Annotated in this window: 17 protein-coding genes; 5 read left to right on the top strand and 12 right to left on the bottom strand. The window is 56.6% G+C overall.

Annotation, left to right across the window (positions count from 1 at the left end):
* Nucleotides 1–106: 106 nt before the first annotated feature.
* From JX292_RS04850 to JX292_RS04840, 3 genes are all read left to right on the top strand, one after another.
* Nucleotides 107–1,594 carry a polysaccharide biosynthesis tyrosine autokinase gene (locus JX292_RS04850; RefSeq protein ID WP_204862093.1) on the top strand — a complete coding sequence of 496 codons (1,488 nt, stop codon included), beginning with the start codon at nucleotides 107–109 and terminating at the stop codon, nucleotides 1,592–1,594.
* 108 nt (nucleotides 1,595–1,702) lie between these two features.
* Complete coding sequence (locus JX292_RS04845; protein WP_239653643.1) at nucleotides 1,703–2,560, top strand: nucleotidyltransferase family protein; 858 nt, start codon at nucleotides 1,703–1,705, stop codon at nucleotides 2,558–2,560.
* The gene (locus tag JX292_RS04840) at nucleotides 2,557–2,871 is read left to right on the top strand and encodes a PqqD family protein (protein WP_204862091.1); all 315 of its coding nucleotides are present in this window, start codon (nucleotides 2,557–2,559) and stop codon (nucleotides 2,869–2,871) included. The genes JX292_RS04845 and JX292_RS04840 overlap by 4 nt, the downstream gene beginning before the upstream one ends.
* Nucleotides 2,872–2,986: 115 nt before the next feature.
* Here JX292_RS04840 and JX292_RS04835 read toward each other — a convergent pair whose 3' ends face one another.
* The 11 genes from JX292_RS04835 to JX292_RS04785 form a co-directional block, all read right to left on the bottom strand.
* Nucleotides 2,987–4,237 (bottom strand): glycosyltransferase, encoded by a 1,251-nt coding sequence (locus JX292_RS04835; protein ID WP_204862090.1) that lies wholly within the window; start codon nucleotides 4,235–4,237, stop codon nucleotides 2,987–2,989.
* Nucleotides 4,238–4,250: 13 nt separating this feature from the next.
* On the bottom strand, nucleotides 4,251–5,195 hold the full coding sequence (locus JX292_RS04830; protein ID WP_204862089.1) for a glycosyltransferase family 2 protein: 945 nt from the start codon (nucleotides 5,193–5,195) through the stop codon (nucleotides 4,251–4,253).
* A gap of 71 nt (nucleotides 5,196–5,266) precedes the next feature.
* On the bottom strand, nucleotides 5,267–6,307 hold the full coding sequence (locus JX292_RS04825; protein ID WP_239653642.1) for a glycosyltransferase family 4 protein: 1,041 nt from the start codon (nucleotides 6,305–6,307) through the stop codon (nucleotides 5,267–5,269).
* 2 nt (nucleotides 6,308–6,309) lie between these two features.
* The gene (locus JX292_RS04820) at nucleotides 6,310–7,734 is read right to left on the bottom strand and encodes an O-antigen ligase family protein (protein ID WP_204862088.1); all 1,425 of its coding nucleotides are present in this window, start codon (nucleotides 7,732–7,734) and stop codon (nucleotides 6,310–6,312) included.
* Nucleotides 7,731–8,846 (bottom strand): glycosyltransferase family 4 protein, encoded by a 1,116-nt coding sequence (locus JX292_RS04815; RefSeq protein WP_204862086.1) that lies wholly within the window; start codon nucleotides 8,844–8,846, stop codon nucleotides 7,731–7,733. The genes JX292_RS04820 and JX292_RS04815 overlap by 4 nt, the downstream gene beginning before the upstream one ends.
* Nucleotides 8,843–9,928, bottom strand: a complete 1,086-nt coding sequence (locus JX292_RS04810) for an acyltransferase family protein (protein ID WP_204862084.1) — start codon at nucleotides 9,926–9,928, stop codon at nucleotides 8,843–8,845. Before JX292_RS04810 ends, JX292_RS04815 begins: the two co-directional genes overlap by 4 nt.
* A gap of 11 nt (nucleotides 9,929–9,939) precedes the next feature.
* On the bottom strand, nucleotides 9,940–12,183 hold the full coding sequence (locus tag JX292_RS04805; RefSeq protein WP_204862082.1) for an N-acetylneuraminate synthase family protein: 2,244 nt from the start codon (nucleotides 12,181–12,183) through the stop codon (nucleotides 9,940–9,942).
* An 89-nt stretch (nucleotides 12,184–12,272) separates the two neighbouring features.
* Nucleotides 12,273–13,001 (bottom strand): cytidylyltransferase domain-containing protein, encoded by a 729-nt coding sequence (locus tag JX292_RS04800; protein ID WP_204862080.1) that lies wholly within the window; start codon nucleotides 12,999–13,001, stop codon nucleotides 12,273–12,275.
* Entirely contained in the window at nucleotides 13,001–14,101 is a 1,101-nt protein-coding gene (locus tag JX292_RS04795) for an RNA-binding protein (RefSeq protein WP_204862078.1), read from the bottom strand. Before JX292_RS04795 ends, JX292_RS04800 begins: the two co-directional genes overlap by 1 nt.
* Nucleotides 14,092–15,090 (bottom strand): CgeB family protein, encoded by a 999-nt coding sequence (locus JX292_RS04790; RefSeq protein WP_204862076.1) that lies wholly within the window; start codon nucleotides 15,088–15,090, stop codon nucleotides 14,092–14,094. Before JX292_RS04790 ends, JX292_RS04795 begins: the two co-directional genes overlap by 10 nt.
* A gap of 258 nt (nucleotides 15,091–15,348) precedes the next feature.
* Nucleotides 15,349–16,269 carry a glycosyltransferase family 2 protein gene (locus JX292_RS04785; RefSeq protein WP_204862074.1) on the bottom strand — a complete coding sequence of 307 codons (921 nt, stop codon included), beginning with the start codon at nucleotides 16,267–16,269 and terminating at the stop codon, nucleotides 15,349–15,351.
* Between the two features lie 181 nt (nucleotides 16,270–16,450).
* Here JX292_RS04785 and JX292_RS04780 point away from each other — a divergent pair, with 181 nt between their 5' ends.
* Nucleotides 16,451–17,413 (top strand): alpha-1,2-fucosyltransferase, encoded by a 963-nt coding sequence (locus JX292_RS04780; RefSeq protein ID WP_204862072.1) that lies wholly within the window; start codon nucleotides 16,451–16,453, stop codon nucleotides 17,411–17,413.
* Nucleotides 17,410–18,381: a glycosyltransferase family 2 protein gene (locus tag JX292_RS04775; protein ID WP_204862070.1), complete on the top strand. Its 972-nt coding sequence runs from the start codon at nucleotides 17,410–17,412 to the stop codon at nucleotides 18,379–18,381. The genes JX292_RS04780 and JX292_RS04775 overlap by 4 nt, the downstream gene beginning before the upstream one ends.
* Before the next feature lie 113 nt (nucleotides 18,382–18,494).
* Here the strand turns inward: JX292_RS04775 and JX292_RS04770 are convergent, their stop codons facing one another.
* Nucleotides 18,495–20,312 (bottom strand): ABC transporter ATP-binding protein, encoded by a 1,818-nt coding sequence (locus JX292_RS04770; RefSeq protein WP_204862069.1) that lies wholly within the window; start codon nucleotides 20,310–20,312, stop codon nucleotides 18,495–18,497.
* Nucleotides 20,313–20,315 lie beyond the last annotated feature (3 nt).

Raw genomic sequence — 20,315 nt, 5'->3', positions numbered from 1 at the left:
CTCACACCGCAACCCAGGGGATATACCGTATCCCTTCACCGCCCGCGGCAATACTCCACGTCACGGGTACACACTAACTCAAACTTTCTGGAGTATTCTCACTACTATGACCATTTTGGAATTCTTCCGCACCACGAGGGCTAACCTCTGGTTACTGATTATTGGCATCATCGTTGGTGCCGTGGCGGGCTTCGGCTATGCGTCCCTGCAGCCGAAGGTGTACGCCGCATCGTCCTCGGGCTACGTGACCGTGGGCGAGTCCGGTACGGTGGATGTGCTCTCCGGCTCCTCTGCTGCTAAGGAACGTGCGCGTTCCTACGCAGCCATCGTCTCTTCGGAGGCTGTGGCTCAGAGGATTAAGCAGAAGAACGCTGACCTATCCAACCTGAGCACCGGCCAGATTCGCGCGAGCCTGTCCGCTAGCGCAGGCGAGAACGCAGCGCTCATCACCGTGAGTGCTAAGGCTTCCAGCCCGAAAAACGCACAGCTTCTGGCAAACAGCGCTCTGCAGGCTACCGCAGACTACATCCATGAGATTGAGCAGAACCCCGGTAATGCCCAGGCTCTGGTCAACGGCGATAATAACGCTGCCGCGGCTACCTCTGCGAATGGCAATACCGTCCGTGTGATTCCGCTGAATAACGCGAGCGTTAACCCGCCGCTAGTATCCCCGAACTACCAGCAGAACACTCTCATGGGTGCTGGCGTGGGTCTGGTACTGGTATACGCAGCTATCTTCCTGCGCCGCGCACTGGATCAGCGTATCCGAACCCGCGATGACGCCACCAAGGCAACCGGCACCAGCATCCTGGGTGTGTTGCCCGTCAGTGAGGACCTGAGCGAAGAGAACATCGTGAACGGTGATACTGACGACCACATCGCTCAGGAATCGATTCGCCAGCTACGTACCAACCTGCGTTTCGTGAATGTCGATACTCCCCCGCGCTCCTTCATCGTCACCTCCGCTGTGCCTGGTGAAGGTAAGTCGACCGTGTCGCTCTCGCTGGCTCGTTCCTTGGCTGACGCCGGTTCGCCCGTCATCCTCATTGACGCCGACCTCCGACGCCCGACCGTGGCTAAGAAGCTGAAGCTCGACGCTAAGGTCGGTCTGACCCAGGTCCTGGCCGGTCAGGTGGAGATTGCAAACGCTGTGCACCAGCTAGGCGATTCGAACCTCTTCGTGCTCCCCGCGGGCCGCATTCCCCCGAACCCCTCCGAGCTTCTAGGTTCGGACAAGATGCGCCAGCTCGTCAAGGAACTCTCCGAAGAGTTCATTGTGGTCGTCGACGTTCCGCCGCTACTGCCCGTGACCGACGCATCGCTGCTCTCCAACTCGGTGGACGGCGTGATTCTGGTCGCTTCGATTGGCCGTAGCCACCGTGAGCAGATGACCGAAGCTTCGAACGTCCTGAAGAAGGTCAACGCAAACCTCTTCGGCCTTGTTCTGAACCGTGCACCCCGTAAGGGCCTGGGTAACTCCTACTACGGCTTCGGTTACGCAAGCACCTACGTGGGCTACGCAACCTACTACGGCTACGGTAAGGACGGAGACAAGAAGTCCTCGAAGTCGAAGTCCTCGACCCCCAAGGCATAACCTCTCAAACCTCTCCCCACGGGGAGCAACATACGGCGGGAAGGGCAGTGTTTCTGTCCCTCCCGCCGTATACTTATTTGGTATAGACCGGTGCACCGAAAGGTTATTGTGACCACTCACTCCGCCAATACCCCGGAGCCGCTCACCACCCCGCTCGCGGCACGGATTCGGCTTGCGCATGCCTACTTCCAACATATAGCCGATGCGCATTCCATCGATGTTCTGCACATCAAGGGCTATGCATTCTCGCAGGAGATTTATCGCAAGGGTAGGTACAGCTCCGACGCTGACCTGCTGGTCCGCCCCTCACAGGTAGACCGCTTCGTGAAGATCCTCCTGGCAGACGGATGGCGTATCCAAGCTCATTTCGAGACGGGCTCCGTGTTCGAGCACGCCATGACGCTCTACCACGCTTCTTGGGGTTTGACCGACATCCATCGGTTCTTCCCCGGTCTCGGCCGCCACGGCGACTACGAAAAGACCTTTGACCGTGTCTGGGCTGCCCGCCATACCCGATTCATCGCTCACCGGCCTTGTACGGTCCCCTCAGACCTGGATGCACGTCTTATCGTGGTGCTACACCGTGCCCGCGCTGCTTCTCGGTACAGCGCGGACATCAACTATCTAGTGAACCGCATGTCCTACGCCGATTGGCAACGCCTTAAGGAACGAGCCAACGAGCTCGACTCAAACCTGGCCTACAGCGCTGCCATGGGTGGGCTTGAACAATACCGAGGTGACCGTGACTACCTGCTGTGGCTTTCCGTTTCGCAGGACGTCCCCCACTACATTCAGTGGATTGGTAGGCTCCGGTCGGCGACCACACTGCGCGATAAGCTACGCACCCTGAAGAACATCTTCTTCGTCAATAAGGACCATTTAGCAATGCAACTCGGGCGCACTCCCACGCGTGCCGAGGTGCGTACCAAGTTCTTCGAACGCTTCGGAATCGAGGTGAAAAAATGACGGTTTCCGCAGATTCTCCTCAGACAGCACCTGTATATGGGATTCCCAAGAACATCGCCTACGTACACTCTGAGGAGTTCGCCAAATACTCCCCCACCGCCACCTATATTGCAAACTTAGACACCGGGGAGCACTCTATCCTACAAGATTCGGCCTCCATCATCTGGGATATTTTTGAAGAGCCCACGAGCGAAGAGGAAGCGATTGAGACCATCTGCGAACTCTACGAGCAACCAGTTGAGGTGATTGCGCCGCAGATTCGAGCGTTCATCCCCGACCTGCTCTCCAAGAACCTCCTGGAGATCCTCTAGAGGCCTCTCAACAGTTCGTAAAAGCATAGCGCCTACGGGAAGAGGCGGGGCGGTCAGACTCTTAAGCCTGACCGCCCCGCCTCTTTGACTCTACGAACGAGTGGGCAAAGCGTCCTTACTGGTCTTCGGGAAGCGCATGGATATAGGTCTTCAAACGGCTGATAAACCGTGCCTCCGAAAAACCGTCCACGTGCTCACGGATATAGTCGGCGTCCCAGTCTTTCGGGTTGAAGACTTCCAGAGCCGCCTGTAGCTGTTCCACCGTGGGCTGATCGATGAACACACCCGTCTTACCTTCCTGAATCGTATCCAGGAAGCCACCCGCGCGGTACGCGATGACTGCCTTGCCGCTCGCACCAGCCTCCAACGGGGTGATGCCAAAGTCCTCATAGGAAATCGCCAGCAACGCCAGGCAGTGACGGTAGGCGTAGCGCAATTGCGCGTCCGTTACACCCGAGGCAATCCGAATAGTGTCACCCGCAATCTGCAGCAGGTGTTCCTTCTCAGGACCGTGACCGATCACCAGCAGCTTCTTACCCAGGTTATTGCAGGCCTCCACGGCCTTGTCCACATTCTTATAGGGCAGCAGACGCGAGACAATCAGGAAGTAATCATCTCCACTCATGAACTCTTCGAAGCCCGGAATCGGTTCCGTCGGGGCCTTAGGGTCCACAGAGTGCGGCGGGAAGAAGATCGGAACGTCCTTCTTACCGTATACGTTCTCGATGCGCTTCTTAATGACGCTGGCATTCGCCACGTAAACCGCCGAGCGGTGTGCCGCCCAGTGATCCCACAACATCAGCGCCGGACGCAACGTCTTCAGCAACAACGGAACAGGGCCGGTGCTCTTCTCACCCAGGTACTGATCACTCAAGTAGAGCCAACGGGCCGGCGAGTGGCAGTAGATAAACTTACGTCCCGCATAGTTGAAGCCGTGTGCCCAACCCGTCGTCGACACAACGGCACGCTCCGCGGGAACCTTCAGAAGGGAGGAAGCCAACGGAAGAATCGGCAAAGCCATGCGGTGGTTACGGCGCAGGTAGCCAATCTTGTTCAAAGGACTCGTGATGATTTTCGCGTCCTTGAACTCGGGGAACGTTCCCTCCGGATCGTACAGGGTCGTGTAAATCGGGGCATCTGGGAACGCACGATGCATAGCCAAGACCACGCGCTCAGCACCGCCACGCTGGGTCAGGTAGTCGTGCGCAATCGCAACCTCTTCCTTCGCCTCCGGCCTCACAAAGGGTACGTAACGGCGCACCAAACGCGCTACCTTCTTCATGCCCTTCGGAATATCCCTCAGAACCGCGTCTGGGTTCTTCGGCCCGGTAAACGGAGCGGAGGTCAAGAACTGAGTGAGCGACATTTTCTTTTCCCTCCTAAAAAACTTTCTGAGCACGCTCGGGGTAGTGAATACCGGCATAGGACGCAGCCTCAACCTGCAGAGCCACCAGCTTCTCAGCTACCTTAGCGGGCAGCTTGAGCAGAATCTTATCGCTCGCATCGCCCAGGGTCTTAATAGTCTTCTCGGTCGTAAAGCGCGCCAGGGTCTTCACCGCGAAACCCCACGGGCCGCTCGGGTTCGGAGCCGGGTGCGCGGTATCTCCATGCTTACGAACGAAAATCGTGCGAGCAGATCCCGAGTGCAGTGCGCGCAGAGCACGCACCGCGGTGGTGGTAGCCTCAGCATAGTGCTTAACCTCAACCTCATCAGAAATAATGATGCGGCCACCGGCGTCGTGCACCATCTTTCCCATGTCTACGTCCTCCCAGCCGTAAAGACGGTAGGCAGGATCGTATCCCCCGGTACGCTCGTAGAACTCAGCGGAAATCGACGAGTTTCCGTTCCAGTACAGCCAGCGTCCCTCCTCAGCCACGCTCAGGGCGCCCTGTTTGAAACGCGCGTCACGGAAGTTACCGTAAACGCGGGAGTAGGGAGTATCCGGGTACACGTTCTTGAGGGTGCCAATCACTCCGTCGTAGTCGCGGTGCAGACGAATCTGGTTAGCGACATAATCGGGGGCCGGCTGCAGGTCATCATCGCAACGAATGAGAATATCGGCATCAGCCGCGCGGTGGCCAGCGTTCAACGCTGCCACACGACCGCGATTCTCTTCAAAAACAATCTTGGTCAGGTTCAGCTTGCCCTCGGCAATGTAGCGGTCAACCACGGCCTCGCTGTTATCGATATCGCCGTCGAGGACCACGATGACCTGGAAATCCTTCTCCGTCTGCTCGGCAAGCGCGTCCAGCGGGTAGTGCAGAATCTTTGCGCCACCACGAGAGGGGATAATGACCGCAGCCTTATAGCGGTGAGTCGTCATGCTTTTCCTTCGGGTTGATGTGAGATAAGAGTTTGAGTGAAATATCCCGTTGGGAGAATTCGGGTAAGGGGCTACCGGGCGAAGCGCTCCAGAATTTCGCCCACGCGCGCCTTGCCCGCCTCGGGAGAGTAGTTCTCCTGCCAGCGCCAGAACAAGTCGGAGGTGCGCTCCGCCAGGCTAGAGGAGTTCTCGCGCAGTTCCTCCCCAAGGGTTTTGATGGCGGCGGCCAGGTCCAGAGGCTGACCGGCCGAGACGATGTAGGGGTAGGATTCACCGCCTACGACCTCGGCCAGGGCGCCGGCATCGCTCACAATCACGGGGATGCGGGCGCTCATCGCCTCCGCCACGACCAGACCAAAGGACTCAGGTGCTATGGAGGGAACCACCAGCATGTCGATGGAGCCAAAAAGCTGGTCCGGGGTGGTCCAGCCGAGTCGGGTGCTGAAAGACGACACCTGCTTCAGCGCTTCCTCCACCTCGGCGCGCTCCTCATCCGAGGCGAACACGGGTTCACCACCGATAATCAGGTCGTAGGTGACCTCGTCAGCGTTCAACGCGCTCATTGCCGAGCATAGGGTCGCAATGCCCTTCGAGGGAGTCAGACGGCCCAGGTACCCTACACGCAGGCGGCGGTCGCCCACACTGTGGTCTAGGGCGGTAGATACGCCGCTCACCCAGTTCGCGAAAACCTCGCTGCCCGGGCAGGAGTGCTCCACATAGCGGCTGGGCACCAGGGTCACGGAAGCCTTACGGCGGGCGAAAGGCACCAGCTTGGCGTTCAATCCGGCCGGTAGCTGGTGCAGGTGCACGATGCGGTTCTTACGACCACCGGTTGCGGCAGCAGGCACCAGCCCGTTGCACCACAGCAGAACATCTTTGTGGCGAGCGTGCCAGGCGCGCAGGGCTAGCATGTACTGGGCGCGGTTTTTCACCGGAAGCACGACCCGGGCGAAGCCCTCATCGGCGGCCGCCTCCACAAGCTGATTAGGTTCGTCAGGGCCGACGATGGTGACCTTATAGCCCAGGCTACGAGCTGCGCGAGCCACGTTCAGGAGCATGACTTCACCGCCGCCCATATCACCGTTATTAGTAGCGATGTAGAGCTCTTTCACGATTAGGACTTCCTCGCATGCTGACGGATAGAAGCAATATCAAAGGAATAGCTGGGACCCGAGGAGGAGCGGTCAGCCACGGGAGCCGCAGTAGCACTCACGTCCTCGGTGACTACCTCCGGCACAACTACCACCGTTTCGTCCTCTCCTTGCGAAGACTTCGGTTGGTCGTTCTTCTCGAGGTCAGCCGGCGTGATTTCAGCGTGGCCACTATCAGAAGCGTCCAGCTTATCGTCAGGGTTCAAATACAGCAACGCCAGGCCCACCACGATAGCCCAAGGCACAGTCAAAATAACTTCACCGAGACGCTGTGATGCAATCAGAATAATAACCATAGCAGCTTCAGCAATAACGATACGCTGAGTACGAGCCTGTTTCCAGAAGAAGGTAGCCACAACCATTAGACCCACGACCACCACCATATATGCCCAACCAGCTTCTTGAACCAGCGTCATATATGAGTTATGGAAGTAGAAGTATCGATCTTTTAGCGGAACCTGTGCAGTACCCAGACCACCGCCGTACCACGGAACCACATCAATCATGCGGTACATCTCTTCGTCGATTCGCTGACGCAGAAGGTCACTACCGAGTCGGTCGGCGAAGGCACCGGCACGCGCGAAGTTATCCTCTAGGTAGTTCACGCCCAGGTAGAACAGGTATGCCAGAACGGCCTTTCCGAATAGGTTCAGTCGATGAGAGAAATACAGCCATAGAATCGCGAAGGCATACGCGGCGAGGGAGGTTCGAGAACCGGTCAGCCACAGCATCCCAGAAGTAATAGCAATGGCGACGACTCGGTGTTTTGTCTTCTGAACCATAGCCACAAACAGAAAACCGAACATCGCATAGTACAGACCCGCCTGGTTCTTATCGTTGAGCCAACCGGTCAGCGTACCGGCGTAGTTATCGGGTGCGACGCCCGCATAGAAGCCAATAAAGTTAAACAGAAGGCCAAAGGCCACACCGAAGAGCAGGGAGCGAATATCTATCTTCTTCTGCGCAATCTGCAGAGCAAGCAACACCACGACCGCCATACGTACCGCACGGCGGACAGCGTACTCCACCGGGAAGCTGTTGAACGCCAAGGTTTCAAACAGGGCCCAGCTAATAGCCAGCAGAAGCACCGTGAAGAAGAGGCCGTTATTGGGGTGCTCAACCTTTGCGGGCTTGGTCAGGTTGTAAAGAACCAGGACCATCACCACAACCGTTCCCACGGGCATGGCGAAGAAACCTGTCGTAATACCGATGAAGATAAGACCAAAGCCAGCCCAGAAGTCAAGCATTGATAGCTTGGAGACGCTACCTGCCAGATACTTTGCCTCGTCCTTCGCAGCCTGCCCAAGGCGAGTAGCATGGCTCGATGCGGTGCCTGCGGAGACTGGGCGCTTAGTTCCAGACGCAGGTTGAGGGTGAGCTACTGTCATTTCTTCTCCAAAATACGGGTGTAGATATGGGCGGTCTGGGCGGCCATCTGCTCGTTCGAGATCCAGGTGAAAGGCTCCGCCTCGCCCTTCTGCAGCTGTCGGCGCATCGCCTGCAGAACATCTTCGGTGAGCTTCGGGCTCTGACGATCCACCAGTTCATCAGCTTCCAGAATCTCCGGGTTACCGCCCACGGCGGTAGCCACGGTCTTCAACCCAGCTGCCTTGGCATCCAACAGGGTGTAGGAGCAGTTCTCCCACACCGAAAGCTGCACAATCATATCGCTACGGCCCATCGCCTCGATGGGGTTAACGAAGCCACTAAAGGTCACCGAATCACCAAGGTTCAGACGCTTAGCGTGAGCCTTCAGCTCGTCACCCAAATCACCCGAACCGGCGATTTCGAGGTGAGCCTGCGGGTACTCCTCGCGCAGGCGCGCGAAGGCGTCAAGCAGAACGTCAATGCCCTTCTCGGGGGATAGACGAGACAGCGATAGGATGCGCGGGCCACCCTCGACGGGGACACGCTGCTCGGCAACGGCAGCAGCCACCTCGGGAATGTCCACACCGTTGTACACCAGCTCCACGCCACGGGCACCCCACTTGGCGTGCATCTGTTCGGCAGTCGAACGAGACACCGCAATCGCCTGATCAGTACCCCACAGACGCACACGATGCACGGTCTCCATGAGCTTTGAGCGCCATGAGCTACCGTGATACACCGAGTCGTTGCCAGCAATACCGTGCTCAGTGGTGAGCAAGCGCGGAACCCACACACTACGCTGCAGCAGGTGGTGCATGCGCAGAGCATTCACCACGGCAACAGCCACAACGTCAGCGTAGGCCAGGTGACTGTGCACGATCTCCGGACGGAGCTGCTCAACAGCTTTCATGAGGGACGCGAAAGAGGTCTTAAAACCATAATCGGGACCGAACTCGGCCTTAACGACGGTGACGCCCAGCTCCTCGAGGCGGCTCGTGAGCTTGCCCTCGGGGGCGAGAACCACCAGGTTAAAGCCGGGGAGCCCGGCACGCGCCATATCGACAACGTGCCGAGCTACTCCGCCAAAATCGGGAACCGGAACGACCCACAAGGCCGTGGGTGTAGAGGTCATGCCTTAGTCAACTTTCGAGTGAGGAAAGAACGGAAGGATGCTGAAACTTTCGTTTCAATGGAAATATGCACCAGGTAGGCGAAGCATACCACCAAAACCAGCGCGATAATACGGGAACCCCAAGGACCAGCAAACGGGTAGAACAAATCCACCAGCATGTAACCGACCATCGCATGGCCAAGGTACAGAGGATAGGAAATCCGCCCCAGGAAGTTCAGGGGTCCTCGCGCAAGTAGCGGAACATTCTTAAGATAAATGACCACAAAGAACATCAGGCCAATCAACGCCACGCCGATACCATGAGCGAGATCATGCATCAGGGCCGCGTTGAGGGTAGCCAGAATCGCGAAATACGGGATGTGCCACGTGAATTTACGATCATGGCTATACATGAAGAACATCATGCCCAGGCTAAAGAGCGAGGAATGTTCCGCAACTGCTGCCCAGACAATCATCTTAGGTGCGCCGCCCAGAGAAGCCTCGGGGTGGAAGAGCAGGCACAGGGCCGTGCCGATTACCGACCATGTCAGCAACATAGTCGTAAGCTCATTCCGGACGATCTTACCGCGACGTATCACCATGTACAGGGCGACCATCACATAGAATTGCAATTCCACCGCTAGTGTCCAGTACACCTGATCGACGTTGTCCACGCGCAGAAAACGCTGCAACATCGTCGTATTAATCATGGTCTGTAAGACCGTGATGTGACGGCCGGGATTTCCATACAGAAAATACACCAGTGCAGATACAGCTAGTGCAAACCAGTAGGTCGGGTAGATACGGGAAAACCGAGAAATCGCAAACTTCAGCGCTGAACCACTCTTAATAGCGCTGAGCAGAATCACGAAGCCAGAAATGATGAAGAAGAGCTGAACTCCAAGCTCGCCCAGAGGAATATCATAGGGCGATGGCGCAGTTCGCGGGTAATTTTGAGTAGCCGGAACACCCAGGTGATAAATCACCACGGTAATAGCAGCCAGGCCACGGAACCCGTCTAGCTCCCGGAAACGCCCGGGAGTAATGAAATTCTGGTCCAGAATTCCACTCTCCCGAGCTTTTACGGTCTGAGACTTGGCCATCGATGTCTGTCCTACAGCCACTTCTCGAGGCGGTCCAGAGCGGTGAAGAAGCCTTCACCGTTGTTAATGTGGCCCTGCCAGATTTCGGGAATGAAGGATGCCTTCGGGGCCAGCTCACGCAGCTGCTTACCCAGTGCAGCCCAGTCCACGTCGCCTTCGCCAACCTGAACGCCCTCACCGTCAACGCCAATGCCGTCCACCAGGTGCAGGTGAATCGACAGCGGTGCCAGCTGCTCAACAGCCTCCGACAGCGGAATGTTCAGGAAGTTAGAGGCCAGCATGGTGTGAGAGATGTCCAGGCAGAGCGCGGTGTCGTAGGTACGCGAGAACTCAGCGGTATCCTTCGGATCCAGGAACAGGTTGTGGTACTGCTGACCACCCATCAGCCAGGGGTACGGGGGCAGGGTCTGAGCGGCCAGGCGCACGCCGGATGCATCCAGGCGCTTCAGGGCCTCGCCGATGCGCTCATACTTCGCGGCACGCTCGGAGACGGGGATGTGCTTGTCCTTGGTGAAGCCGCCCATGGTCACAACCATGATCGGGTCCTCATCCACGGTGAAGTAGCGGGTCAGGTCACGGGTGATGTCGATGGTGCGCTGCACCTCGGCGATGGAGCGTTCCCACACCTCAGGGTCCTTCGAGGCGAGGTCCACGAGGAAGTCGCCAGCGAAGAGGTCGGGCAGGTGGGTGGTGAAGCCCATGTCCAGCTTGGAGTCGAAGACATCGTCAATGTTGATGTCCAAATCCTTGTAGGAGAAGTGGAACTCCAGGAAGTCCGGCTTAGCCTCTTCAATCAGCGGCTTGTAGTCGTGGTAGCGGACGGGCAGACCCCAGGGGCGATCGAACTTGAAGTCGCGGCGGGTGACCAGGTCATCCTTCAGGTCGCCCTCGAAGAAGAAGGAGCCTTCTTCAACATCGCGATGCATGGTACGGCCTACAAGCTGGTGCAGATGGTTCGGCTGCAGGCCACGGCCCGGAGACTTCACAGCCACGTCAGCCTCGGTCACGACCTCGCCCTTAGCGATGTGGCGGGTAGCGACCAGGGACTTGGCCAGGTTCACGCGGTTCATCAGCTCACCGGTGGACACCTCGCGGGGAGCGGCGGAACCGATAGCTGCTTCAACCTCGCGAATCTGCTGGACCATGGCCTTGAATTCCTCGGGCAGCAGGGAGACGGTGTGGTCGTTACCCTCGAGGGTCTTGTCGGTGGTGAAGTGCTTCTCAATAATCTTTGCACCGCGAGCAACAGCAGCAATCGGCACGTGGTAGCCACGCTCGTGGCCCGAGTAACCGACCAGGCACTGGCCAATCTCAGCCAGGCGATCCATGTAGGCCAGGTTCACATCCTTGAAGGGTGCGGGGTAGGCCGACTGGCACTGCAGCAGAGCGTAGGATGCACCAGCGCTACGCAACAGGGCCACGGACTCGCGAATCTCTTCCTCACGGCTCATACCGGTGGAAACCAGCATGGGCAGGCCGCGGGATGCGACATCGCGCAGCAACTCGTGGTTGGTCAGGTCAGCAGAAGCAATCTTCATGCCCTGAATACCGTAGTCGACCAGGGCCTGTACCGAGGGAGCATCCCAAGGGGTGCACATGATGTCCATGTTGTGCTGCTTGACGTGGTCGAAGACCTCGTACATCTGGTCCACGCTCAAGGAGAAGCGGGAGAGCAGGTCCAGGGTGTACTGCACGCCCAGGTCCTCACCTGCGGTGGCTGCGCCGCGCTGACGGTAGAGGGCGTCCATGTCACGCAGCTGGAACTTCACAGCGTCCGCACCGGATTCAACGGCCAGGTCCACCAGTTCCTTAGCGAAGTCAACGCTACCCTGGTGGTTGTTACCAATCTCAGCGATGATGAAGGCCGGGGAGTCCTCGCTGATGGTGTGCTTACCGATGCGCAGAACATCCTGCTCGTCCATGGCCAGCGCCACGAGGTGACCACGCTCGTCGGTCAGCGGCACGTGGTTGATGCCCTTAGCAAAGTAACCGCGCAGAGTCTCGGGGTCGGCATCGGCCGGAGCAGTCTGCGGGTTGGTGTTAGCGGCGGCCAGGGCGCTGGTCTCCAGGGATGCGGTCGGGTTGGCAATCAGCCAGCGGCGGAAGTCGCCGTCTGAGAGAGAACCGCGCAGAACGCCGGACTCGTTGACCAGGAAGATGATGCGCTGACCGTTGGCAGAAATCTTCTGCAATGCGGTAAGAATCGGGTCTTCAGCAAAGACCACATACGGGGCGATATTGCGTTCGATAATCATTGGTTTGGACCTTTTCGTTTGAGTGTTCTTATGAATGACTGAGTGCCGGTCAATCCGGGGTGGCGGCCGGAACGTCGCCGGGGCGAGGGTTACTTGCCCTTGTTCAGAATCTGAGTGAGCTGATGTTCTGCCACGGAGAAGTCAATCGGTGCGTCAATGTCAACGCCCTCAACCTCGTTGAGCATGAACAAGTCAATCGTACCGCCGGGGTAGCCGGCCAGGCGGTTGTGGTGCTCCGTGTACACGGGGGTCTTGGTGATGTACATGGAGCCGTTCTCGCGGTAGCGGAAGGTCTCCTTAGTCAGTTCCTGACGGCGCGGACGGTGCATAATCTCGAAGGCTGCGGTGGGTTCCCCATCGACATGCCAGGTCCAAATAAACGGACCAATCGGGACCACACCAACCATGGAGTCCTTGTCGTTCTCAACGAACTGGCGAACCGCACGAGCCAGGGTTCCGGGCAGACGCACGGGGCTAGTTGCCTGCAGCAACATAACGGCCTCAGGCGCCCAGCCGTTCTCGGTGTAGAACTCGATGGCGTGCTCGACAACCGGTTCGGTTGCGGTGGTGTCCTCTGCCAGGTGGGCCGGGCGGATGAACGGTACCTCGGCACCGCATTCACGGGCGATATCGGCCAGCTCGGCATCGTCGGTGGAGACGACAACGCGCAGTTCGTGCTCGCCAGCAAGTTCTTCCTTAGCGGCCAAGGCCTGCTCGACGGTCCATGCAACCAGCGGCTTACCCGCAATCGGGCGCAGGTTTTTACGCGGGATGCCCTTCGAGCCGCCGCGTACGGGAATGACGCAGAGAATACGCATTATGCCTCCAAAGTTTCAATCATAAGTTCAGCGATGCGGCGTGCCGGTTCCTTCTCGGGCTGCACCGGGGCGGGGGTGGGTTCGCTCCCCCAGCGGTTCATGCCGTAGCGGTCCCAGAATTCCACAAGCCACGCGGGCGGTGCCGGGTGGTACACCCAAGCAGGGATGCCGCGGATAGCTGCCTCCAACACACCGGTGGAGAAAATCGACACGACGGGGTTCGGTACCTCGTTGAGCGGGGTGCCGGAACGATCGATGCGGATACCTTCCTTCTCCCACAGCTTGTGGGTCAGCACCGACAGCTTGTCCTTCTCGCTCGGGTGCGGACGATAGATACCGCCGTACTTCTTCAGGAAGGAGTGCGCAGCGAACGCAAAGGACGCTCGCGGAAGCTCAGCACCGTGCATCTGACCCAGGAAGATGGGTTCTAGGTCGTTCTGCTTCTGTGCCTCGCTGCCCGCGGCTTTCTGAGCAGCCAGGTAGAGTAGCTGGGAACCCACAGCGTGGGTACTCACATCGCGTCGACCCGAAGCCCAGAATTCTGCGTCAGCCTCGCTGAACGCCAGCAGGGTGCATCCAACCGGCAACGGCGGTGCCTGCGGCACGAGCAGACCGTGCTGTACGACCCAGTACTCCGCGCCAATCGCGCGAGCGTACTCGTAGGCGGCCGCACCACGGGCCAGGTAGTGACCAAGGGAAAGAACCACGCGCACACCGGGCAGGAGCTCCTGCAACTGGTCTCCTGTCGCTTCCTGCTCGCTCCATGCATCACGACTGTAACGCTCGGTGGCGTACTGGCCGTTGAGGTACTCCGAAGCGTCCTCAGGGACCCACAGGGCCACACCCACGTTTTCGAGGTACTTGAGCGGCTCCAATAGGGAGTTACGGCTCGTCGGCGAGAACGAATCGAGCACGATGAGCACGCGGGGTACGGCGCCGCGGGTGTACAGCATGCCGCCGACGGGACCTTCCTGTTCAGCCGCGCCTCCGCGCAGACGTCCCACAAGAGCACGAGCCTCGCTCTTAGCCCAGCGCAGGGTGTTCTGACGCCTCTGCCAGGCGGCCCATGCGTCAATGTCGAGGGGATAATTTAGGCCCATAGCTGCTCCAAAATCTTGACGCGCTGATCAAAAGTGTGCTCGGCCAGGGTTCGCTTCTGGCCGGCTTCACGAATCTTGCGTGCCCACTTTGGGTCACGGAAAATGCGGGTACAAATCTCAATGAGCTCATCGATGCTCTCGTACACCAGGACCTCTTCACCCGGAATGTAGTAGCGGTCCACGTCAGGGCGATCAATTACCTGCAAGGCTCCCACGCCGGGGGCCTCGAAAGTGCGCATAGTGAAACCGTCCTGGTTATTGTGAATGTTCAAAGTAGCCGGGGAGGACGCCATAATGCCGTACGCTTCGGAACGGTCAATATCGCGGCCGGCGGGCACGCCGGAGTCCTTGAACTGCTTCGTGCGCAGAATATCGTAAAGATGGCGAGACCAGGCACGGCCATAAGCACGCACCGGCAGACCGGCGCTGACGAGAGCCTGCAGGGTCTCCTCACGATTAGGGTACTTGGCACCCACGAAGTTGATGGAATCCTCACGCATGGGAACAACCGGGCAGTGGGTGTCGTAAGCGTTGGGCATGTCGAGCACCTCAAATCCCTGCTCACGCAGGTGCTGTGCATCCAGCGGGCTGTAGCTTGCCAGCGCGCCCAGGTGGTGCAGGTCCTCTTCGGTGTAGCTCATGCGGCGCATCTCGTCGTAAAGCCAGGTGCCGTAACGCACGCCGGAGGTTTCCAGCAGGTCCCACCATTCGCGAGAGAGCATATCACCCTTAATGACCAGCACAATATCGGGACGGAACCCGTTGAAAGCGCCGATAGCCTTACGAGTTGCCTGGGCGGCGAAGCTTTCAGGGCGATACTTCTCGGGCAACTCGTGGGCAAGCTTATTGAGGATGCGCTCAGACAGAGTGCCGGGGGCATCGTAGATGTGGGTGCGCACATCATATCCGTGCACTTCCAGGGATGCCTGAATCGCCTTCCAGTACCCGTGGAATGCGGGTGAGAGCAGTAGAAGTTTGGGCTGAGTCATATGAGGATTGGATCCTGTCGGCGTTTGCTATAAGACCCCGCAGGGCAAAACCGTGCGGTGCTATGTGTTGGAGTGAAGAGGAACGGAAAGTTTCACCTGCAACTTGAGGCAAAATATACCTATTGAAATTTTACAACGAAAGCAGGAGACGACACACTCGAGTGCACTGTGTCGCCTCCTACGTTCTATATGCACCTTCTGAGGAAGAGGGCTAGAAATCTTGCGGAACTGCCGCTGTAGATTCCGCACGTTTTGCGCCTAGTTCTCGCGGCGCTCGGCCTTGGCGATGCGCTCCAGCTCGGTGGCGAGGAAACCACGAGCGTCCACGTCCTTATTGCGCAGGCCGCGCACCGAGTTTACCAGGAAGTTCGCGTAGCTGGTGGCACGCAGAGCAACAGTAAGCTTCTTCTCCCAGCCCCACTTATCCGCATAAATGAAACGAGCGGTGGTCAGCCACTGGACACGGCGCTCCGAAGGGGATGACCCGCCGCCCTCATGAGTGACGGTCACCGAGGGAATCAGGTAGCGATCCACTCCGGCCTTCGAGAGACGGTACTGGAAATCTACCTCTTCACTATTCATGTAGAAGCGCTCATCCATGCCGCCGAGGCGGTTGAAGGTAGCACGGGGCACAACCATGCAAGCACCCATAACCCAGTCAGCCTTCGCATCCGAAGTACCGGTGCATGCCTCAACGTCATGGCCGACACCGCGGTGCCACCAGTTAGTCGGCTTAAAACGAGCCAGCGGAGTGAACCATTCCCAAGCCACATGCGCTGCGGTGGGGAACTTGCGTGCGACCCACTGTTGCTTGCCATCGTGGCCAATAATCTGGGGGCTAGCGAGAATCTCGCCGTGACGCTCTACTGCAGCAAGCATGCGCGAGACGAAGGTGTTATCCAGTTCTAGGTCACTGTTGAGGATGAAGACCCACTCACCGGTAGCGGCAGCAACGCCGGAGTTCACTGCCTTACCAAAACCACCGTTAACAGGGCGGCGAACCACAGTCACGCCCTCGACCTCGGGGAACGGGATAGGCGAAACGTCATCAGAGACAATGATTTCAATATCGGCGGGGTCAATACCCTGCTGAGCGCGCAAAGTGTCGATAATGGCGAGAACCGGTTCCGGCTCACCGTAAAACGGAATGACCGCAGATACGCGGGGATGGAAGGTCATGTATTACAATCTTTCTTGAGTGAGAGGGATAATAGCAACCACCGTAACGGTGGGCGCTATCGTCTCTAGGATTATACAACTTCACTACTTTTTCAGCTGCACTTTTCAATTACCTATGCAGTCGACAAATACTCACCCGCTATCAGCTCGCTATCTTACACATCGGAAAGGGGACTTTCTCATGGATTCTGATATCCAAACTATCAATGATTCAGAAAGGGTCGCCGTATATACTGTTCAGCAACCCGCTTTCAAACGTGCTGTCAATGAGGCTTACAACTCTATTCGCCATAAGTGTCTGGCGAAATATATTAACCTTCTACGTCGCGGCGAAAAAATTATTCTCCTTTCCTACCCTATCTCCCGGGGAGGCAATTGGCTATATCTGTGGGCCCGCGCCGCTACTCTGCGCCATCATGGTACCGACAAAGCGTCGTTGCTCTATGGTCCCGGAATGGAGGCATGGACCGAGGAGTTCCCGAAGCTTGCCTCCATTACGGCTCCTTCGTCAGAGTATACGTTCTTTACCCGCCGTAGCGGCTACTTCCCGACGGATATTGAGGAGGATATCAGCGAAGAAGATTTGCACTTTTTTATTCGCGAGTACCTTCTTTCTTCAGAGACCTTTAGCGAGCGCCTTGCAAGAATGCAGAACGTAGTAGATGAAAATTCTCTCGTCATCAACATTCGCCGTGGCGATTACTATTCTGTGCCTCAAATTAATGAGGTTTTCGGAATTGATACGGTGACCTATGTGGAGGAAGCACTGAAGAAGCTTCAGGATACCGTGACTCCTTCAAAGATTATTTTTGTATCAGATGATCTTCAGTGGTGCGAGGAAAATCTCTCACATCTAAACTCGGTTGCGCCTTGCATTTTCAAAAAGCAGGGTTCCGGCATGTTCGACGATCTGGCCCTTGTGGCCAGCGCCCCTTACCTGATTCTGACCAACACGACTTTCGGTTATTGGGGCGCCTATATCGGTGAGTTACTGGCCCAAAAGCTCGTCCTTTCCCCTGATATTCATCAAGTTATTCCTGAAGATGCTCGTATCTATCAGAGCCGCCCAAAGATGCACCGTACTCATTGGGTTGCTGTGCATCACCCCGAAGGTAAAAACTGGATTACGGGTGAAATGCTGTGATTAACACTCTTAAATCCCTCAAGCACCAGCTTTTCCTGCTGAAAATTAATCATGATAAAAAACGCGAAGCCATTGCGCTCCGTGAGAGTACCGAGTTTAAAGAACGTTACGCATCACTTAACAAAACATTTACCCGCACGGATCTCCCCCGCGGTCCCTTTATCTGGGGCATAACCATGGTGAAGAACGAGGCGGATATCGTCGAACAGACGATTCGCCACCTGCTCGATCAAGGTGTGGATCATATCTTAGCAGCTGATAATGGCTCTTCTGATGGGACCTATGAACTATTGCTCGAGCTTAGTAAAACCCTCCCCGTGCACGTTATTCAGGACCGTGAGCTAGCCTACTACCAGTCAGAAAAAATGACCTGGCTTGCCGATCGGGTGATGGAAGCGGGCGCTGAATGGATTATCCCTTTCGACGCTGATGAATTTTGGTACGGTGTTTCCGCTCCACTATCGGAAGTCCTACGCTCGCAAAAGGGGCACACTATCGAGCTGACGAAGCTGTACAACGTTTTTCCCAGTATTGAAGGACCTTCTCTCAGGATTGACCCAACTCCCTATTGGGATCTGAAAGTCTGCTTCTCTCGCTGGGAAAATGCCGTTATCAAAATGGGCAACCATGAGGTCATTGCACCGGGTAAGCAGAAGCTTAATGAAGCTGCTATCATCCACTACCCCTGGCGTTCAAAGGAACAATTTACCCGCAAGCTACGTCAAGGGGCAAAGGCGTTGGAGGCAACCGATCTGCCTGAAGATATGGGCTACCATTGGAGACGTAATGGTGATATAACCATTGAAAGTGCTACCCCCCTGTGGGAAGCACTTTTGCGTGGCGAAGTTGACCATGAAACCATCACTTGGCGTCCCACCGGTCCTCTTACGTCTATTGGCTCTTCTTTGCCTCAAGAGTTTAAAGACATTATTCATTTGCTCAAGGAGAAGATGAGCACAGGTATTTAACAAGGATCTTTTCAGACGGTAAAAATACAACATAAACACACTGCAACAAAAAGAAGGGGGCTCTCGTTCATGACGAGAGCCCCCTTGCTACTTTAGATATGCGACCTATGAGACTAATCCGGCAACTGGCCCAGCTTCACCAGGTTAGCGAACTCTGCGTTTGCTTGTTGCACCTCAGTGAATGTACCTTGATTAGCGATTCGGCCATTGGAGAGATAAACCAACTGATCAACGTTGCGGACCGTTGACAGGCGGTGGGCAACAATAATCACGGTGATATCCTTCGAGATTCGTTCAATGGTCTTTGTAATCTTGTGCTCGGTCTCGTTGTCCAATGCGCTGGTCGCCTCATCCAGAATCAACACACTCGGGTTGCGGTACAGAGCACGGGCAATACCCAGGCGCTGCTTCTGACCACCCGACAAACGAGTAGCGTTGTAGCCAATCTTAGTTTCCAGACCATTCTCCAGGGAGTTGATGACCTCGGTCAGAGCAGCCACTTCGAGGCAGTACTTGACGCGTTCCACGTCAATTTCCTCCAGATTTAGGCCGAACGCCACAGCCTCCAGCACAGTGGAATCTGCGATAAAGACATCCTGGGGAACGTAGCCGATATGCTGGTGCCAGGAACGCAGATCCTTCAGAATCGACTCACCATTCTGTAGCACCTGACCACGGGTCGGCGCAAAGAGACCCAGAATAAGGTCAATCAGAGTAGTCTTTCCCGAACCAGAACCACCCACAAAAGCAATTGAAGAGCCCATCGGGATGTCAAGGGTGATGTCCATCAGCACAGGCTTATCACCGTCAGGGTACTGGAAGGTCAGATTATCAATCTGGATATTAACCGGCTCAATGCTCTTGTTGATGTAGTCGTGGTTCTTCGGGACGACCGGTGCGGAGGGCATCTTGAACATACGCTCTTCAGGAGTAAGGTGTTCAAGCTCTTCCAGCAGTTTCTCGCTGGCATGTTCACCTGCGCGGATGCTACCAAGAGAGGCAACCATACGGGTGTAGTTAGGCAAAATACGAATGCAGGCACCAGCAAAGAGAAGCAAGTAGCCAGTGCTATCAGCACCTTGCGTAGCGCTCATGAAGGCCAAGAGAGCAGCAATACCAACAATGAAGATGATTTCCAAGGTGTACTTCGGGAAATCGGAGAGGAAAGCACTACGCATCGACGCATTCACAGAGTCAATTCGCTTTTCCTGGTATCGGTAGGTGTAGCGTTCAGTTACACCGTACATGCGGATTTCACGGAAGCCCACTACAGCTTCGATAGCTGCGTCCAGCGCACCCTTAGTCGCATTCAGTACGATGGCGCCCTGTTCGCGATTCTTGCGCTTGAGCAAAGCCTGTAGCACGAATGAAGCCAGGCCGAAGTAGATAAAGGCGAGAAGAGCGGGCACCGGCATAACGACTAGTAGCATTACCATCAACACAATAATTGACAGTAGGTCACCGATAAAGCCAAGCACACCGTTGACGAAGGTGCCGTAGGCCTGACCCACCACATCATTTACGGAGTTCAGCACCGGAGCGGTACCACGCTTACGGTGGTCCAGGTAGGGCTCGCGCATGTAGCGGTTTAGCAGAGTCACTGAAACGGCGCTCTGCTGGGTGGCGATGAAGCCGAGGCTCCAGCGACGAATAATTAGGGAAAAGACACCCTTGAAAACAAATGCTGCGACGAGAGCCACACCGAAGATAACGATTAGGGTGGGGGTATCCGGATCGCCGAAGAAGTTAGAAACTTTCAGGATAAAGCCTTCACGTGGGGTTCCCATAGCGAGGTTCACCAGAGGAAGCACGAGAGCCACACCAAGCATCTCAAAAAGCGATACCGCAAAGAGACCCAAAATGTTTAGTACCAGGAGGCTAAACTTTTTGCCCGGGAAAAAAACCCGAATTTTAGAGTAAACACTCTTCACAAT

Origin of the sequence: Rothia mucilaginosa, from assembly GCF_901875305.1 — a bacterium.
In the GTDB taxonomy this organism is placed as follows: Bacteria; Actinomycetota; Actinomycetes; order Actinomycetales; family Micrococcaceae; genus Rothia.
This window is presented reverse-complemented; position numbering and strand designations above follow the sequence as displayed.

Excerpts from the sequence above, each read along its gene's own strand:
- JX292_RS04850 (WP_204862093.1), top strand. The coding sequence starts at position 107 with ATGACCATTTTGGAATTCTTCCGCACCACGAGGGCTAACCTCTGGTTA.
- JX292_RS04840 (WP_204862091.1), top strand. The coding sequence starts at position 2,557 with ATGACGGTTTCCGCAGATTCTCCTCAGACAGCACCTGTATATGGGATT.
- JX292_RS04835 (WP_204862090.1), bottom strand. The coding sequence starts at position 4,237 with ATGTCGCTCACTCAGTTCTTGACCTCCGCTCCGTTTACCGGGCCGAAG.
- JX292_RS04830 (WP_204862089.1), bottom strand. The coding sequence starts at position 5,195 with ATGACGACTCACCGCTATAAGGCTGCGGTCATTATCCCCTCTCGTGGT.
- JX292_RS04820 (WP_204862088.1), bottom strand. The coding sequence starts at position 7,734 with ATGACAGTAGCTCACCCTCAACCTGCGTCTGGAACTAAGCGCCCAGTC.
- JX292_RS04815 (WP_204862086.1), bottom strand. The coding sequence starts at position 8,846 with ATGACCTCTACACCCACGGCCTTGTGGGTCGTTCCGGTTCCCGATTTT.
- JX292_RS04810 (WP_204862084.1), bottom strand. The coding sequence starts at position 9,928 with ATGGCCAAGTCTCAGACCGTAAAAGCTCGGGAGAGTGGAATTCTGGAC.
- JX292_RS04805 (WP_204862082.1), bottom strand. The coding sequence starts at position 12,183 with ATGATTATCGAACGCAATATCGCCCCGTATGTGGTCTTTGCTGAAGAC.
- JX292_RS04800 (WP_204862080.1), bottom strand. The coding sequence starts at position 13,001 with ATGCGTATTCTCTGCGTCATTCCCGTACGCGGCGGCTCGAAGGGCATC.
- JX292_RS04795 (WP_204862078.1), bottom strand. The coding sequence starts at position 14,101 with ATGGGCCTAAATTATCCCCTCGACATTGACGCATGGGCCGCCTGGCAG.
- JX292_RS04790 (WP_204862076.1), bottom strand. The coding sequence starts at position 15,090 with ATGACTCAGCCCAAACTTCTACTGCTCTCACCCGCATTCCACGGGTAC.
- JX292_RS04785 (WP_204862074.1), bottom strand. The coding sequence starts at position 16,269 with ATGACCTTCCATCCCCGCGTATCTGCGGTCATTCCGTTTTACGGTGAG.
- JX292_RS04780 (WP_204862072.1), top strand. The coding sequence starts at position 16,451 with ATGGATTCTGATATCCAAACTATCAATGATTCAGAAAGGGTCGCCGTA.